The sequence below is a fragment of the Chitinophaga polysaccharea genome, from assembly GCF_007829335.1.
Taxonomy (GTDB): Bacteria; Bacteroidota; Bacteroidia; order Chitinophagales; family Chitinophagaceae; genus Chitinophaga; species Chitinophaga polysaccharea_B.
The window spans coordinates 617,684-634,732 of record NZ_VIWO01000001.1; the positions used below are offsets into that span (position 1 = coordinate 617,684).

Sequence of the window (17,049 nt, forward strand, 5' to 3'; positions counted from 1 at the left end):
TGTCAACCGACAGCTCACGTTGGCATCAGGCAGAAGAATGCTGGTTACTCTAATTCATTATTGCTGGCTTTGTTTTGCTCGTACCGCTCATTCGCTTCCTGTGCTTTTTCAAAGTCCAGGATCACGGAGTTAATACAATAGCGGAGACCTGTGGGTGGTGGACCATCGTCGAATACGTGTCCCAGGTGCGATTGACAACGACCGCATAAAACCTCCGTCCGGTGCATGCCATGGGTATTATCCGGGGCATAAATAACACTGGTTTTGGTAAGCGGCTGAAAGAAACTCGGCCATCCGCAGGTGCTCTCAAATTTGGCATCAGATACGAATAAAGGATTTCCGCAAGCAGCACAGTAATAAGTCCCATTTTCTTTGCTATTCCAGTGCTTTCCGGTAAAAGCCCATTCCGTTCCTTTTTCCCTGGCAATGTGATACACCTCTTGTGGCAATAGTTCCCTCCATTGTTCGTCGGTCAGATTAACTTTATTGGCATCTGTATGGGAGTAAACATCTCCCTTCTTTTTTCCGTCTTCCATTGATTTCTATTTTTCGCCGTTACTTGGGCAGGTACAGCTCGTACCCCTGATAGAGATATTCAAAATTATTAGTTTCCATAGGTACATATGTAAAGTTTTGATTCGTTAACTTCTCATTAACACTAGCGTTGCGATTGTTGTCAGTCTGTTGCTTCGTCTTTTTTTTCCTACTTAAAGTACGTATGAATATGCATAATGGATTGTTATTTCCTGCAAATCAAAGGCGTATTTAACAAAACAGTGGGTTTTTTGTTTAAAACTGTCTGATAATCACCGATGAGCAACTGCACAGAAATTGTTAACTTTACAGCAAAAGGCTAGTAAGTGGCGGATATCATCAATTTATTACCAGACAATATAGCGAACCAGATAGCTGCAGGAGAAGTGATACAAAGACCGGCATCAGCGGTAAAAGAATTACTTGAAAACGCAGTGGACGCAGGAGCTACCGAGATTCAGCTGATCATAAAAGATGCAGGCAAAGAGTTAGTGCAGGTAATTGATAACGGTGGCGGTATGAGCGAAACAGATGCCCGTATGTGCTTCGAACGCCATGCGACCTCAAAAATACAATCCATCGATGATCTGTTCCAGATCACTACCATGGGATTCCGGGGGGAAGCCCTCGCTTCTATTGCCGCTGTATCCCAAGTGGAGCTCAAAACCCGTAAACGGGGCTCCGAGGTAGGTACCTACGTGGAAATAGACAATAGCTTCGTGCAAAAGCAGGAACCCTGTCAAACGGCAGAAGGAACCAGCATTGCCATGAAAAACCTATTCTTTAACGTACCCGCCCGCCGGAACTTCCTCAAAAGCAATGCGGCGGAAATGAGGCATATTGTAGATGAATTTATCCGGGTAGCCATGGCTTTCCCGCAACTGCAATTTTCCCTCACCAGCAATAATCAACAGCTGTTCCACCTCGAGAAAGGATCCCTTAAACAACGTATCGTTGCCATCCTGGGACAACATTATAATGCCCGCCTCGTGAGCGTAAAGGAAACTACCGACTACATGAATGTGTACGGATTTGTAGGAAAACCCGAAACCGCTAAAAAAACCAGGGGCGACCAGTTCTTTTTTGTCAATAACCGCTTTATTAAAAGCTCCTACCTCAATCATGCAGTCATGAACGCATTTGCCGACATTATCCCGGCAGATAGCTTCCCCCTGTATGTATTGTTTATTGATGTAAACCCTGAACATGTGGACATCAACGTACATCCCACCAAACAGGAAATCAAGTTTGATGACGAAAAACTGATGTACGCCTTTGTTCAATCGGCCGTGAAACACTCCCTGGCCCAGTTTAGCATTACCGCTACCCTGGACTTTGACCTCGACCCCAACATCCAGGCGCTGGATGCCGTAAGCAAACCGTTTACCGCACAGCAACAGCAAGAGTCGACGCAAAGTTCCCTGTATAAATCCTTCACACAGGCCAACCAGGCCCATATGATCGATAAAAGCAGCAACAGCAGTAACCTGAAACACTGGAAAGACCTGTACGAGCCGGCCGGCAGCAACGACAGCTACAGCACCGGCGCCTATACCGTGGAACCGGAACCGGAAACCCGGCCCGCTGTAACATACGAAAGCCAGCCTCACGCTACGGCTTCCGTTATCGATGAACGCTGGCAGGATACGCCGAAAGACCAGAAAGTACCTGTACAAATACAGCAACAGTACATTTTATCACAGATCAAATCAGGCTTTATATTAATAGACCAACAGGCGGCCCATGAAAGAATCTTGTATGAACGCTACCAGCGCGCTTTAGTGGAAGCGCCTATGGCCACCCAGCAAAGCCTGTTCCCGCAAACCCTGCAACTGCCTCCCGCAGATGCAGCCCTGATCAGTGAAATGCTGGGCGACCTGCAAACACTGGGCTATGACCTGGAGCCTTTTGGCAACAATACCTTTGTAGTTCGCGGTACGCCGGCCGACATCCAGAATAACAACAACCAGGCTACCATAGAAAACCTGCTGGAACAATTTAAAAACTTCAGCCACGAGCTGAAAGTCAATCCGAGAGAACAGCTCATTCGCTCTATGGCCCGTAATAACGCCATTCCTGCCGGCAAAGTACTGGCTGCCCGCGAAATGCAGAATATCATCGATGAACTATTTGCCTGCAGTATGCCTAATGTGGCTCCCGGAGGCAAATTCACCTTTATATCCTTCAAACTCACTGACCTCGCCCGTATGTTTGAACGGGGGAACTGATTTGAGCAGAAAGCGTAACGCTTCTGCATTATGCTTTCTGCTCCTCCAGCAATTCATATACCTTCCTGAAACGCTGGTATTTCTGCTGATATCCATCATATAAACTCCTGTCGGGATCAAATGCTACAGCTGAAGCCGTGGCTGCGTTTACCGGCTCGGACAAACCTAATGCTCTGGTAGCCAATATAATAGCGCCCAAGGCAGAAGCATCCCGCTCCTGTTGCAGATACATCGTTTGCCCGAAAATATCCGCCATCAGCTGAATCCAGCCCGGCGAATGGGTAAAGCCCCCGCTCACCAATATTTTTTGCACCGGCCCTGCAGTTTCCTCCAATGCGGCTTTAATACTTAACAAGGCAAAACAAATACCTTCCAACACCGCCCGGGTAAAATGTGCGGGGGTATGTTGGGGTTGTATACCTATAAATGCCGCAGTAGCATGGCTGTTCCACATAGGCGCCCGCTCCCCAAGCAGGTAAGGCAGGCATAGCAGGTTATCTGATTGGATTTTCAGGGCTTCATTCACCAACCTATCCAGTGCTTCCGGCGGTTGTTGCAGAAAATCCCTGATCAGCCATTGCAATACCACCCCACCATTATTAGAGGCGCCACCGGTAATATATATATGATCTGTAAGGAGATAGGTAAAAAGACGGCCCTGGCTATCGGTGAGAGCCTGGGTACCGGCCATCCTCACCGCCCCACTGGTGCCGATGGTGAGCGTGGCATGCCCCGGCAACATGGCGCCGCTGCCCAATTGCGCCAGGCAACCATCGCTGCCTCCTATAACAAAGGGCGTGTTGGCCGGGATACCCAAATCCGCTGCCACTGCGGGTAAGAGCCCCTGTATCACTGAGTCGGCCGATACCGGATCCGGCAACTGTGCCGGCCGGATACCTGCTACCCGGAGCGCGGTATCATTCCATTGCAAAGCATGAATGTCGAATAAGCCCGTAGCGGATGCTATAGAGTGATCGGTTACATATCTCCCAAAGAAATGATGAAAGATATATTCCTTAATACCCGGAAACATAGCCGCCTGCACAAACAGCTCCGGTTGCTGCTCCCGTAGCCAGATCAGCTTACATAACGGCGACATCGCATGCACAGGCGTGCCGGTTTGCCGGTATATCTCCTTCCCTTCCGGGGTATTGCGAAGGGCTATGGCGCAGGATTCGCTCCGGTTGTCGGCCCAGATAATAAGAGGCGTCAGCGCTTTGCCGGATCGACTTACAGCCATCATGCTATGCATTGCACTGCTGAAGGCAATCGCTGTGGGAGGATAGCCCATTTCGGTTACTACGGTACGGATACCGGTTTTGACGGCATCGAGTATTACTTCGGGCGATTGCTCACTATAACCGGGCTTCGGATGTTGGGTAGGATACGACTGTTGAAAAACTGCTCCAAATTTGCCGTTCATCCTTAGCACAATCGATTTTGCACTGCTGGTGCCTATATCTACGCCGATAATATACGCATGATGGTCGCTCATATAAAAAACCTTCCTTTTTCCGCATTTAATTTATAGATTTAAAACCGGTGTTTCTTATAAAAAGTCTAAAATATCCACGCAAATGGCTTTCGAAATCAAAAAAAAGGGGCAGGCTTACGATGTTTGTATTGTTGGTTCCGGCGCCGGAGGAGGAATGGCAGCAAAGATTTTATCTGATGCCGGCCTGAAAGTAGCCCTCCTGGAAGCGGGTCCAAAATACGACCCTGCCGATCCTGAACAGGCCACCCAATTGAAATGGTCGTATGAATCGCCCCGCAGAGGGGCTAGTACCACCCGTCCGTTTGGCGACTTTGACGCTGCCTACGGAGGCTGGGAAATTAACGGTGAGCCTTACACGAAAAAAGATGGCACCGAATTCGACTGGTTCCGCTCCCGCATGTTAGGAGGTCGAACCAACCACTGGGGCCGCATTTCACTCCGCTTTGGCCCCCGCGATTTTAAACACAAAACCTATGATGGATTAGGGGATGATTGGCCTATTACGTACGAAGAGGTAGCTCCTTATTACGACCGCGTTGATAAAATGATCGGCGTATTCGGATCTAAAGAAAATATGCCTAACGAGCCCGATGGCTTCTTCCTTCCTCCTCCCAAACCCAGGCTGCATGAGCTGATGATAAAAAAGGCAGGCGATCGGCTGGGCATCCCAGTTATCCCGGCACGTTTATCCATTCTCACCCGCTCTGTTAATAAAGACCGCAGCCCTTGTTTCTACTGTAGCCAGTGTAACCGGGGATGTACCGTATATGGCGACTTTTCCGCATCTTCTGTACTGGTAAAACCGGCGATGAAAAGCGGGCATGTAGACTTGTATACCAACGCCATGGTGCGGGAAGTATTGACCGACGACAGTGGTAAAGCCACCGGCGTAGCCTATGTTGACAAAACGGATATGCAGGAATATTCCGTTAATGCCAAAGTAGTGGTGCTGGCAGCCAGCGCCTGCGAATCGGCCCGTCTGCTGCTCAATTCCAAATCGGCCAAGCATCCTAATGGGCTGGCCAACTCCAGCGGTGTAGTAGGTAAATACCTCCATGACTCTACCGGGTCTTCCAGGGGAGGATTCCTGCCACAGCTGATGGATCGCAAACGCTATAATGAAGATGGTGTAGGCGGTATGCATATGTATGTACCCTGGTGGGGCGATAACAAAAAGCTGGACTTTCCCCGCGGCTATCACATTGAGTTTGGCGGTGGTATGCACATGCCTTCTTATGGCTATGGCTTTGGTATGGAGCATATGAATGGGAAATACCCCGGCCGCGACGGCAAATTAAAACCGGCCGGCGGTTACGGCTCCTCCCTGAAAGACGACTATCGCCGCTTCTATGGCGCCCACATTGGCTTTGCCGGTAGAGGCGAATGTATTGCCCGGGAAGATAACTACTGCGAAATAGATCCGAACGTGGTAGATAAATTCGGTATCCCGGTACTCCGCTTCCATTATACCTGGAGTGACCACGAAATCAAACAGGCCAAACATATGCAGGATACCTTTGAGCAGATTATCCATGAAATGGGAGGCATCGCCAATGGCACCAAACCCGGTGCAGATACCAAGTATGGCCTGGAAAACCCCGGTCGTATTATCCACGAAGTAGGTACTACCCGCATGGGAGACGATCCACGTAAATCTGTGTTAAACAAATTTAACCAGGCACACGAGGTTAAAAATCTTTTCGTAGTAGATGGCGGCGCGTTTGTATCTCAGGCAGATAAAAATCCTACGTGGACCATCCTGGCCCTTTCTATGCGGGCATCAGAATATATCGTAGACCAATTGAAAAAACAGAGTATCTAATCATTTAAGCTTTTTTCATGGACAGAAGAGAATCATTGAAGGCCCTGGCATTGGGAACCCTATCAGTAGGTACCATCTTAGCTGCCACCGGCTGTGAAGATAAAAAAGGCGATACCGGCCATAAAGACGAGGTGCCCAAAACGCCCGGCTATGGCCGCACCGCGGATGAAGTAAAGCGGGATAAAGCGCTGATGGATGAAAAATTCTTCACCCCCGAGGAAATGAAAACCATCACTATCCTGGCAGATATCATCATTCCGGCCGATGAACACTCCGGTAGCGCATCTGACGCCAAAGTGCCTGAATTCATTGAATTTATTGTAAAAGATATGCCGGAGCATCAGCTCCCCATGCGGGGCGGACTCCGTTGGCTGGACGTACAATGCGCCAGGCGGTACAACAAATCATTTGCAGATTGCAGCGAGCAACAACGCATTGCGATAGTAGACCTGATTGCTTACCCGGAAAAAGCAGCACCGGAAAATAGCCAGGGCGTTGCCTTTTTTAACAGGATGCGGAATCTTACCGCCACCGGATTTTTCACCAGTAAGATAGGCATCAAAGACCTGAATTACGTAGGCAACACGCCCAACGAATGGGATGGCGTACCTGCCGATGTGTTACAGCAGTATGGGTATGCTTATGATGAAAAAACGCTGGCTACCTGCCTGAAAATCGAAGACAGGGGTAAGCTGATGACCTGGGAATAACGACCTAACTAGCTATTTCATAATTTAAATCCAGAAAACTTCACATCAATGATTCCAGAAAAAAAGAATGAGGGAGAAAACAACGTTTCCCGCAGATCATTCCTGAGAAACGGTGCACTGGCTGCCGCCGGTTTCATGATAGTTCCACGTCACGTACTTGGCCGCGGCTATGTAGCCCCCAGCGATCGCCTGCGCGTAGCAGGTATCGGCGTGGGCGGTAAAGGATTCAGCGATATCTCTGAATTCGCCAAAGGTCCTGCTGATATTACTTTCCTGTGCGATGTAGATGAACGCCGCGCAGCGGAAGCCGTTAAGAAGTTCCCTAAAGCTAAATTCTATAAGGACTTCCGGCAGATGTTCGAAAAGGAACATAAAAATTTTGATGCCGTGTCGGTGTCAACACCAGACCACACCCATGCCGTAGCAGCAATGGGCGCCATGCAGCTGAAAAAAGACGTGTACGTACAGAAACCGCTGACACACGACATCTACGAAGCCCGCATGCTCACACAGGGCGCCAATAAATACAAGGTGGTAAGCCAGATGGGTAACCAGGGCTCCTCCGGCGATGGCGTTCGTCAGCTGATGGAATGGTACAACGCAGGTTTAGTTGGTGATGTACATACTGTTTATTGCTGGACCGACCGCCCCGTATGGCCACAGGGTATTCCCTGGCCTACCGGCAAACAGGATGTTCCCAAAGAGCTGGACTGGGACCTGTGGTTAGGTACCGCTCCTAAAAAGGACTATGTGGATAACCTGGTACCATTCAACTGGCGCGGCTGGTGGGATTACGGTACCGGCGCTATCGGCGATATGGGCTGTCATATTATTGAACCACCTTTCCGCGTGCTGGGCCTTGGCTACCCTACTTCCGTAGAGTGTAGCGTGGGTAGTGTATACGTAGGTGAGTTTACCCGCGGATACTTCCCCGAAAGCTGTCCTCCTTCTTCTCATGTTATCATGAAATTCCCGGGTAAAAATGGTAAAGAAGTAACGCTTCACTGGATGGACGGTGGCATTCAGCCGGAGCGTCCTGAAGAACTGGGCCCTAATGAAACCATGGGAGACGGTGGTAACGGCGCCTTATTTATAGGAGATAAAGGCAAAATGATGTGCGGTACCTATGGTATGTATCCAAAACTGCTGCCTACTTCCCGGACAACAGAAGCAAACGTGCCACAAACTATTGCACGTGTTCCGGAAGGCCACTACGTACAATGGGTAAACGCCGCCATTGCCGGCTTTGGCAGTAAACAGCAAAAAGCCCTCAGCTCTCCATTTGATATCGCAGGACCACTCACAGAATCTATCCTGATGGCCAACCTGGCCATACGCAGCTTCGATATCCGCAAGCCAAAAGCGAATGGCAAAGGCTTTGACTACCCAGGCCGCTATGTTAAACTGCTGTGGGATGGACAGAATATGAAAATCACCAACTTCGATGAGGCTAACCAGTTTGTAAAACGTACTTACCGCGATGGCTGGTCACTCGGCGTATAATCGTTAACGTTATTTATAAAAAATGCCGCGATGATCTCGCGGCATTTTTTTATAAAACGATTCAATTCTATTGATAATCAACCTGCTGCTGCAGATTTGAGTTTTTCCTGATTTCATTGGCAGGAATAGGTAACAGGTAGTTCTTCGCTTTTACAAACTTACGGTCCTGGATACTGATCACGTTATATTTAAAAGGATGGCCAGCGATCTGGGAGCCCAGCACTTCAATGCCTTTTGCATTTTCATTAAACGCTGTCTCTGCATCTCTCCATCTGCGCGCATCAAAGAAACGGTGCTCTTCAAATGCCAGCTCATAACGTCTTTCATATTTCAACGCTGCTTTCAACGCCGCGCCGGAGGCGGTGATCAACGGCATACCCGCACGTTCTCTTACCAGGTTTAATGCCGCTCTTCCCTTGTCCTCATCGCCCGACCAAATGGCTGCTTCTGCATAGTTCAACAATATTTCAGCATACCGGAAGAATACCCAGGATTGATCGCCCCGGAAAAATTGTGCATCCAGGTTTTTATCCATGAACTTACGCAGGTAGTAACCGGAGAAAGTACCGTTCCAGTTTTCGATGGTACTGTTGCGCGTATCGAGCCCCCACACACTGTCTTTACCATTAGTGGCTTCATATTTACCTGTCTGGATAACACCAACAGGATCGATTTTAGCCGCATCTGATGGACGGGGCTTCCATTTTGCACCATCGTACAAGATAGTAGCATAAAACCGGGGATCTCTGTCAGCGTATGGCGCTTGGGCCTGTACTGCATTACCCCAGGAGAAAGGAGTACCATCTTTCATCTGGTAGCCCGTTACAAAGTTTTCAATAGGCACATTGCCGCCCCAGTTATGATACCCATTAGGTCCATTATACAGGTCATGTGAAGTGCCTAATAAGGCCTTGTCATATAACTTTACAAAGATCAGCTCAGGATTATCCTTGTCCAGGAACACGCGGCTGTAGTTATCTGTGGCGTTGTCTGTGGGTTTATACAACCGGAAAGTATTTAATTTGATGATATCATCCGCGGCGGCCATGGCCAGCTTGTAGCGGTCGGTCTGGCTACCCGACTTATATCCCATCAGCTCATTGGGCACTTTACTATCGTTGAATAAATCACTGGCGGCAAAAAGCAGTATCCTGGATTTCAGCGCCATCGCGGCGGCAGCGGTTACCCTTCCCTTATTGGCTACCGCATCATAAGCAGATGGTAACTGCTTGATGGCCGAGTCACACTCTGCCACAATGAATTTGATACAGTCATCAAAAGAAGCCCGCTTTATGTTCAAAATGGCCTGCTCATCGCCTTTGATATTAAATGTCCGGGTAATCAGGGGTACGCCGCCATAGTACCTTACCAGCATCTGGTAATACCAGGCGCGCATAAAATGTACTTCGCCGGTCATCCGGGTACGCCGGGACTCATCTGTAATAGGAACGGAGGCTATCTTTTCCAGGAACATGTTGCAGTTGCGGATAGCTTTATAATGCGGATCCCAGCGGGCGAAATCATTAATGGCGCCTACATCATCGGCACTGGCATTGCCCTGTACTACCCTGGAAGTATTATAATCGTGAATAAAACGGCTTTCATCTGTCATGGAAGACAGCATTACTTCATTATACCCCGGACGCATCTGCACATACAAATCATTTACAAATGCCTGTACCAGGCCCACGTCTTTCCAGACATCCGATTCTTCATACTCCGTGAGCGGTTTTTTCTCCAGGAAATCCTTGTTACAACTGCTTACGGCCGCACCTACAATAAATGCGCCCGCTATATATTTGATGATGGTTGTCTTTTTCATAACACGCTAATTAAAAGGTTACATTTAATCCCACATTATAGATCTTGGTTTGTGGGTAGTATTGTCCGCTGCCACTGGGCGCTTCAGGATCGAAAATCTTCACTTTGTCTATGGTGAGCAGGTTCTGTCCACTTACATATACACGCAGATTTTGTAATCCTATGCGTTTGCACATTGGCGATGGGAAGTTATAACCAAGGTCCAGCGTCTTTAAACGGGCATAGTTGGTGTTCCAATACCAGAACGTATTCTGGCGATTTACCCAGTACTCACGGTCACGGTCATACGCTCTGGGCCAGGAACCATTAGGGTTGCTTTCTGTCCAGCGGTCCTGTACATACGCCATAGGGAAGTTTCCAATCAAACCGGATTCTGTACGCAGGTACTGGCTCGCGCCGGTAGCGCCCTGCCATAACATGGTAAAATCGAAATTTTTAAATTTTGCGGTAACCGTTAATCCAAAGATCCAGGTGGGGTTTTCTGTACGGTCCTGGCGAACGCGGTCGAGATCATCAATGACGCCGTCTTCATTCACATCTTTGAAAATCACATCTCCTGCCCTGGCGCCACCTACGTGTGCACTCTTGTCCACTTCTTCCTGTGTTTTATAGATACCGATAGCCTGGTAATAAAGCGGGGCGCCTATTTGCTTACCCGTGGCCTGTTGCCATACGGGGAGGTTCGGTGTTTCATCAAAGAACAGTACTTTGTTTTGTGCATGGGTAACAGTTCCGATTACTTCATAATGGAATTTCTTAATGTCCCGTTTATGGCTCATTACTAACTCGAAGCCCTTGTTTTGCACCTTTGCGATATTCTCCTGTGGCAGGGTCATTCCGGTATATCCCGGCATAGACTGGCTACGGGCTACCAGGATGTTGGAACGACGCGTCATAAAATAGTCTGCTTCCAACGCCAGCTTATCGCCCAATACCTTTGCTTCCACCCCAACGTCATAGTTGTTGGCCACTTCCCAGGTGATCGCTTCGTTGGGAGATCTCAACTGGTAAAGACCTTTGTTCAGATCCCCACCAAACATTACGCCACCACCACTGAAACCGTAGGTGCTGAGATACTGGAACTGGTCAATCAGGTCGTTACCCATCTGTCCCCATGCAGCGCGGATCTTGAAGTAGTCGAGTGTGCGGATACTCTGCTTCCAGAATGGCTCGTTAGACAATACCCATCCGGCAGAGGCGCCAGGGAAAAGGCCCATGCGGCGGCCTTTAGGGAAGTTTTGCGTACCGTCATAACGCATATTGAAATCAAACAGGTAGGTTTCATTATAGTTATAGGAAACACGGCCAAAGTAGTTACGACGCGCATACTCAAAACCGCCGCCGCTATTATCTTTTTCTTTGTCTGCACCTAAGCTCAGCTGATCCAATTTATCACTGATAAAATACTTTCTGCTGGCAGCAAAGTTGTCGTTCCGCAGCGTTGCCTGTTCAAAGGCGATGAAGCTGCTGACATTATGTTTTCCAAAAGAACGAACATAGTTCAGCTTAATATTGTACGTGATCTGTCTGAGGGTTCCAAAAGATTCGTTCAGCTGTGGCGCACTCACGCCTCTTGATCCTGCATTCAGCTTGTGCGTTGGATCATTTACATCGTTGAGTGTATATAAGGTCCATGGCTTAATATAAGATTTTACGAAATCGAAATTCTGGTCATAAGCAAAGCTACCATCTACAAACATTCCCTGTACCCACGGAATATTTACTACGGCAGACATATTGGTATTAATAACGTAGTTTTTATCATTCGTATAACCGATGGCGTTAGTTCCGGTTACAACCGGGTTATCACCGTATTCGATATCCGGTCCGGGCAGTCCATTGGGCCAGATGGCGTTTTCTGTTGGGCGTCCGCGCATCAGAGATCTGAAGATAGAGCCGGCGCTACGTGGAGGAAAGTTTCTGTTCTCCAAACGGCCTGCCAGGTCGAAACGCAGGCGGATATAGTCGTTTACCACCGCATCCAGGTTGGCCCTGACATTCTGTTGCTTATAGTTGGTGGCGCTGCTTTTATAAATACCGTCCTGGAACAGCGATCCTAATGATACGTAGTACGACATTTTTTCGGTACCGCCACTCAGGGAAAGGTCATGCCTGTTTTGCAGGGAAATCTTTTTAATAGCGGCGTCATACCAGTTGGTGTTAGGATACAACCAGGGATCGGAGCCGTCGCCGAACTTCTTTATTTCATCTTCCGTGTATTTCGGTTTATCGCCGCCATATTTCAGGATTTCATTGACTACCCGCGCATATGTAGGCGCATCGGCCATTTTAGGCAACCTGGTAGGCGTAACAAACGATTGGTTGTAGCCATATCCCAGTGTGGGTTTACCACCTTTACCCCGCTTGGTAGTTACCAATATAACGCCATTGGCTGCACGGGATCCGTAAATCGCCGCTGCCGCATCTTTCAGGATGGAAACGCTTTCGATATCGTTAGGATTCATTCGCTCAAAACCATCCCGGGGAAAGCCATCTATCACCACCAGTGGAGCACTGTTGCCCAAGGTGCTACGACCACGGATGAATATCCGGGAACCATCGTAACCGGGTTCTCCACTGTTGTTCACAGCAATAATCCCTGGAATACGTCCTACGAGCGAATTAGAGATATTCACGTTGGGCGACTGCTGTAATTCTGCTCCTTTAACAGAAGATACGGCGCCGGTTTTAGTCACTTTCTTCTGGGTACCATATCCTACTACTACATACTCATCCAGCGTTTTCTGGTTCTCCTTTAATACTGCATTAACACTGGGTTTTCCTTCCACCTTTATTTCCTGTGGGTCGAAGCCGATATACTGAAATACCAGTACCGCATCTTTTTTTACATCGTTCAGTACATAGTTTCCTTTCTCATCGGTGGTGGCGCCTTTTTTAGTGTCTTTCACCAACACGGTTACCCCGGGCAACGGGTTTCCATTGATGTCTTTTACTTTTCCTTTAATAACAAGATTGCCCTGCTGCCAAACTCCGGGCATTGGGGCGTGCGCAGTCACGGCGCTCGTTGTGGTCGCAAAGAGGCATAGCAATAGCATAGCCTTTGCATAACGTGGATTCATGCTACAAGTGATTTAGAGATGATAATAAAATGTTTGATTTATCTAGCTATTGTTTAGCTAAATCGGTAATCATAACGGCATGTGATTTTGGACGACTCAAATTTTGGTTTAATAATAGTTTTTCATTTTTCCCCATCAGGGCCTATCGCGCTACAACAAGTGAAATCGATAATGATACGTTTTTTATCTATGAATCGGTTTTCAATATCTTTCAAACGGGCTATCATGTCTTTGTAAGATATTTATAAATGTCTTAATTATTTTCTAAAAATAAATGTCTTTTTCACCATTATCTCTAATATTTATGAGGAAGTGAGCGCTTAATTTTGAAACACTTATTGGGCTATTTGCAGCTGCCTGGAAAAGGGTGTATTAAAAAGCTATTAGCATCGGCGTCAATGCCTTTTTTTGCATAAATTTATACCTGTTAACGTTATAGGTGTATAAGACCATCCTTTATGAAAAAATGTTACGTCCTCATCGTTATGCTGGCTGCAGTTACCCTGCTGTTTGCCTGCAGTAAAGAAATGAGCCGGGAGGGGGATAACTCACAGCCACCCGCGGGTAACTGTGATTATGCACCCTATACAAATGGCTCTTCTTTTTCTTACGTGAATGTGAACAGTGCAAAGGATACCACTCATTATACGCTCACCGTTTCGGGAGATACTACCATTAATGGCAATGTATATAAGAAGATAGGCAACGACAGTGTATTCACCTGTTCCGCCTGCAATACCGGCATTTATACACAGGTAGCCAGTATTCTTACCTTCCAGGGCTATAAGGCCGATGATCTGAAACTTACCTATCTGAAAGATAATGTGCCTGTTGGCACCTCCTGGCAGGATACCATTTCCGTTAGCAATGGAGGCATCAGCACCTCTGGCATTATCCAGTTCACCGTTACCCAGAAAGGCGTTACCAAAGCTGTTAACGGCAAGGACTACGCGGAAGTAATTGCCGTAAGAATGGACGCTTATGCACTTGTTTTGGGAAATGCTGTTCCGGTTGGCACGCTTTCCACCAGCTATTACGGCAAAGGCATTGGCCTGATAGAAGCCGACCAGGAACAGGATACTACGCGGATAGTGTCTTATACGCTGATGCCCTGATTAATATTCTCTCCATATCATTGTCAACAGCCGCTCTATCGCCTTTCTAACACTGCTGGCCGTTTCATGGTGATTATTCACCAATACACTAAATACCAGTGACTTATTTTTCTTCGTTACCAGGTAACCACTCAAAGCTACTACGCCGGTTAGCGTACCCGTTTTGGCATGTACAAACTGTTGCTGGTAATAATTTCTCAATGTTCCTTTCCCTCCTGTTGGGAAGATGTGCCATAGGCGGTCCTGCGGATACTGTGCTTTCAACAGCGATAACACGGTAACAAAATCACGGGGTGTAAAGAGGTTATACCTCGACAAACCCGATCCGTCTTCCCAGGTAGGCGGATGCGGCAATACCTTCAGCTCATGCGACAACAGGTATTCCCTGACGCGGGTACTATTAATAGTATCCCAGAGTGTTGACGCCGCCATCATTAGTGTTTGCTCGGCAAAAAAGTTATCGCTGCGCTGCATCATCGGCGTATATAGGGAATCAGCAGGAATACTGCGTAATACATTGAACCGCCCTGCCGGAGGATTAACGGCCAGCCCTATACGTTTATGCAGGGTATCTTCCAGCCGTTGCCGGAGCTCCTGCACAGATCCGGTAATGAATGGCACCTCTGCCTCCAGGGCGCTCTTATCTTTCGGATTATATTTCAGGTAGAAGAAATTGTGGCGTTCATCCCGGGTAACAATAGATTCACTCAGGGTATCATCTGCCGTAATATCCAGGTCATATAACGCGGGGCTAATGCTGTTGCTGTCCAGATGATGCCGGATCCGTACCACATTGCCGTACATAGGCCATTCATTCAGTTCCGGCTGGTAATCATCCGCGAAATCACTCCACGACCAACCGGCCCCATAGCGTTGATTGACATTCATTGCCGGTACCAGGTAGATTTTCTTATTGGTTTGCTGCAGTAATTGCAGTAAGGGTTGATAAGTATAATCGGGATGGAGGAAAGAAGGATCCGCCATGCCTTTTAAAAACAATGCTGTATCATTTTCATAGTAACGGACTGCGGGAAGTGAGTCTCCCAGCAACTTCATCCCGGCATACAGGGAAAAGATCTTCATATTGGAAGCAGGAGTAAAATATTTATCGTCCTGGTATTGATACCAGTATTTGTCTGTGGCGGGTTCATAGATGCAAATACCGGCATGGGCTTGTTCCATAGGTATTTTATGCAACAACTCCGTTTCCGCCCATTTTTTAATGGCTGCTGTTTGTGCCGCAGCAGGTGTTAGTATCCAGGAGAAGATAAGCAGGAAGAAAAGTCTTTTCATAGGCGGAATTTACAAAATGAATCAGGGATTTGTGAGAAGAACTACGACTGGTTCCTCCCGCAAATCCCTGACCTGTTTAAAATGGCTGTATTACTTATCAGGTAAAATATTTAGTGATACCTGGTTTTGCATAAGCATAATTACCTGATGCATCCGGCATTACCGGCGGTTCTGCATCAAACGCGTATCTTTTCGGATGTATATCCAGGCCTGAGTTCAGCGCTACGTTCCAGTCAATTACCTGGCCGGAATAAGTAGCCAAACGGCCTATGATGGCAGACAGCGTAGTATGTGCTCCTCTTTCTGCATCCGCAAATTTGTACTCCCCTTTCGCGATGGCGGCAAACAGCTCATCGTGCTCCGTCTGGTAAGGATTGTTTTCTTTCTTTTTATCAAACTGGTACAACACCTTTCCTTTGTGATCTACAATAGTGCCCTTGTCGCAGTAGATCCGGCCCTTTGTACCTACAATTTCTTCATCAACCTTGCTGGGTGCGTCTTTCCAGTGACGGCACTGGCTATTCATTACTACGCCGTTGGCATAACGGTATTCTACATAGTGGTGATCAAAAATTTCACCGTATTCTTTGCCGGTACGTACGGCGCGGCCCCCCATACCACTGGCTGTTACAGGAGTGGCGCCCATAAACCAGTTACCTACGTCGATATTGTGAATATGTTGCTCTACGATATGATCCCCGCAAAGCCAGTTGAAATAATACCAGTTGCGCATCTGGTATTCCATTTCAGTGTATTCGGGTTTACGCGGCTTTACCCACAGTGCGCCCTGGTTCCACCATACCTGTGCAGAAAGCATGTCTCCGATGATACCATCCTGGAAGCGTTTGTACAACTCGCGGTAAGAGTTCTGATAGCGGCGTTGTAAGCCTACTACTACGTTCAGTTTTTTAGTTTTGGCCAGTGCGGCAGCTTCCAGTACTTTTTTAATACCGGCAGGATCGGTAGCTACCGGCTTTTCCATAAACACGTGCTTACCCTGTTTAATGGCCTCTTCGAAATGGATAGGCCGGAAACCGGGAGGAGTGGCCAATATCACTACATCGGCGAGCGCTATGGCTTGTTTATATGCATCGAAGCCAATGAACTTATTGCTTTCCGGTACGTTTACACGGTCAGCTTTATCGCCCAGGGCGTCTTTAATGTTGTCATAGCTATCTTTCAATCTATCGGGGAAGGCATCTGCCATTGCTACCAGCTGCACATTTTCTTTTGTGCTGAGTGCCTGGGTAGCTGCGCCTGTACCGCGTCCACCGCAGCCGATCAACGCAATTTTAATCACGCCGTTGGCGCCGGAGAAGAAGTTAGCTTTAGATAAGAGGGGCATCGCCAGCAATCCCCCTGCGAGTAAGGTGGTTTGCTTTACGAATTCGCGGCGACCCTCACCGTGGAATTTGTTTTCGTTGCTCATAAATGAATAAGATATTTTT

At 47.8% G+C, this 17,049-nt stretch carries 11 protein-coding genes; 5 read left to right on the forward strand and 6 right to left on the reverse strand.

The window, feature by feature from the left end:
* Nucleotides 1–44: 44 nt before the first annotated feature.
* Nucleotides 45–536: a peptide-methionine (R)-S-oxide reductase MsrB gene (gene msrB / locus FHW36_RS02630; RefSeq protein ID WP_145661792.1), complete on the reverse strand. Its 492-nt coding sequence runs from the start codon at nt 534–536 to the stop codon at nt 45–47.
* 324 nt (nt 537–860) lie between these two features.
* Here msrB and mutL point away from each other — a divergent pair, with 324 nt between their 5' ends.
* Entirely contained in the window at nt 861–2,762 is a 1,902-nt protein-coding gene (mutL, locus tag FHW36_RS02635; RefSeq protein ID WP_145661797.1) for a DNA mismatch repair endonuclease MutL, read from the forward strand.
* A gap of 28 nt (nt 2,763–2,790) precedes the next feature.
* On the opposite strand, the gene FHW36_RS02640 is transcribed toward mutL, so the two are convergent.
* Entirely contained in the window at nt 2,791–4,257 is a 1,467-nt protein-coding gene (locus FHW36_RS02640) for a gluconokinase (protein WP_145661800.1), read from the reverse strand.
* A gap of 82 nt (nt 4,258–4,339) precedes the next feature.
* Here FHW36_RS02640 and FHW36_RS02645 point away from each other — a divergent pair, with 82 nt between their 5' ends.
* From FHW36_RS02645 to FHW36_RS02655, 3 genes are read left to right on the forward strand one after another with little or no spacing between them, the layout of a single operon-like run.
* Nucleotides 4,340–6,079 carry a GMC family oxidoreductase gene (locus FHW36_RS02645; protein WP_145661803.1) on the forward strand — a complete coding sequence of 580 codons (1,740 nt, stop codon included), beginning with the start codon at nt 4,340–4,342 and terminating at the stop codon, nt 6,077–6,079.
* A gap of 17 nt (nt 6,080–6,096) precedes the next feature.
* Nucleotides 6,097–6,789, forward strand: coding sequence for a gluconate 2-dehydrogenase subunit 3 family protein (locus FHW36_RS02650; protein WP_145661806.1), 693 nt, complete (start codon nt 6,097–6,099; stop codon nt 6,787–6,789).
* Nucleotides 6,790–6,837: 48 nt separating this feature from the next.
* Complete coding sequence (locus FHW36_RS02655; RefSeq protein WP_145661809.1) at nt 6,838–8,292, forward strand: Gfo/Idh/MocA family protein; 1,455 nt, start codon at nt 6,838–6,840, stop codon at nt 8,290–8,292.
* 67 nt (nt 8,293–8,359) lie between these two features.
* Here the strand turns inward: FHW36_RS02655 and FHW36_RS02660 are convergent, their stop codons facing one another.
* A complete protein-coding gene (locus tag FHW36_RS02660) occupies nt 8,360–10,114 on the reverse strand; it encodes a RagB/SusD family nutrient uptake outer membrane protein (protein ID WP_145661812.1) in 1,755 nt (584 codons plus the stop codon).
* A 10-nt stretch (nt 10,115–10,124) separates the two neighbouring features.
* Nucleotides 10,125–13,193, reverse strand: coding sequence for a SusC/RagA family TonB-linked outer membrane protein (locus FHW36_RS02665; protein WP_145661815.1), 3,069 nt, complete (start codon nt 13,191–13,193; stop codon nt 10,125–10,127).
* A 458-nt stretch (nt 13,194–13,651) separates the two neighbouring features.
* Here FHW36_RS02665 and FHW36_RS02670 point away from each other — a divergent pair, with 458 nt between their 5' ends.
* Entirely contained in the window at nt 13,652–14,308 is a 657-nt protein-coding gene (locus FHW36_RS02670; protein WP_145661819.1) for a hypothetical protein, read from the forward strand.
* Here FHW36_RS02670 and FHW36_RS02675 read toward each other — a convergent pair whose 3' ends face one another.
* A complete protein-coding gene (locus FHW36_RS02675) occupies nt 14,309–15,601 on the reverse strand; it encodes a D-alanyl-D-alanine carboxypeptidase/D-alanyl-D-alanine-endopeptidase (RefSeq protein ID WP_145661822.1) in 1,293 nt (430 codons plus the stop codon). It lies immediately after the preceding gene.
* A 97-nt stretch (nt 15,602–15,698) separates the two neighbouring features.
* Complete coding sequence (locus tag FHW36_RS02680; RefSeq protein ID WP_145661824.1) at nt 15,699–17,030, reverse strand: Gfo/Idh/MocA family protein; 1,332 nt, start codon at nt 17,028–17,030, stop codon at nt 15,699–15,701.
* Between the last annotated feature and the right edge of the window lie 19 nt (nt 17,031–17,049).

Excerpts from the sequence above, each read along its gene's own strand:
- FHW36_RS02675 (WP_145661822.1), bottom strand. The coding sequence starts at position 15,601 with ATGAAAAGACTTTTCTTCCTGCTTATCTTCTCCTGGATACTAACACCT.
- FHW36_RS02665 (WP_145661815.1), bottom strand. The coding sequence starts at position 13,193 with ATGAATCCACGTTATGCAAAGGCTATGCTATTGCTATGCCTCTTTGCG.
- FHW36_RS02680 (WP_145661824.1), bottom strand. The coding sequence starts at position 17,030 with ATGAGCAACGAAAACAAATTCCACGGTGAGGGTCGCCGCGAATTCGTA.
- msrB (WP_145661792.1), bottom strand. The coding sequence starts at position 536 with ATGGAAGACGGAAAAAAGAAGGGAGATGTTTACTCCCATACAGATGCC.
- FHW36_RS02670 (WP_145661819.1), top strand. The coding sequence starts at position 13,652 with ATGAAAAAATGTTACGTCCTCATCGTTATGCTGGCTGCAGTTACCCTG.
- FHW36_RS02640 (WP_145661800.1), bottom strand. The coding sequence starts at position 4,257 with ATGAGCGACCATCATGCGTATATTATCGGCGTAGATATAGGCACCAGC.
- FHW36_RS02655 (WP_145661809.1), top strand. The coding sequence starts at position 6,838 with ATGATTCCAGAAAAAAAGAATGAGGGAGAAAACAACGTTTCCCGCAGA.
- FHW36_RS02645 (WP_145661803.1), top strand. The coding sequence starts at position 4,340 with ATGGCTTTCGAAATCAAAAAAAAGGGGCAGGCTTACGATGTTTGTATT.
- FHW36_RS02660 (WP_145661812.1), bottom strand. The coding sequence starts at position 10,114 with ATGAAAAAGACAACCATCATCAAATATATAGCGGGCGCATTTATTGTA.
- FHW36_RS02650 (WP_145661806.1), top strand. The coding sequence starts at position 6,097 with ATGGACAGAAGAGAATCATTGAAGGCCCTGGCATTGGGAACCCTATCA.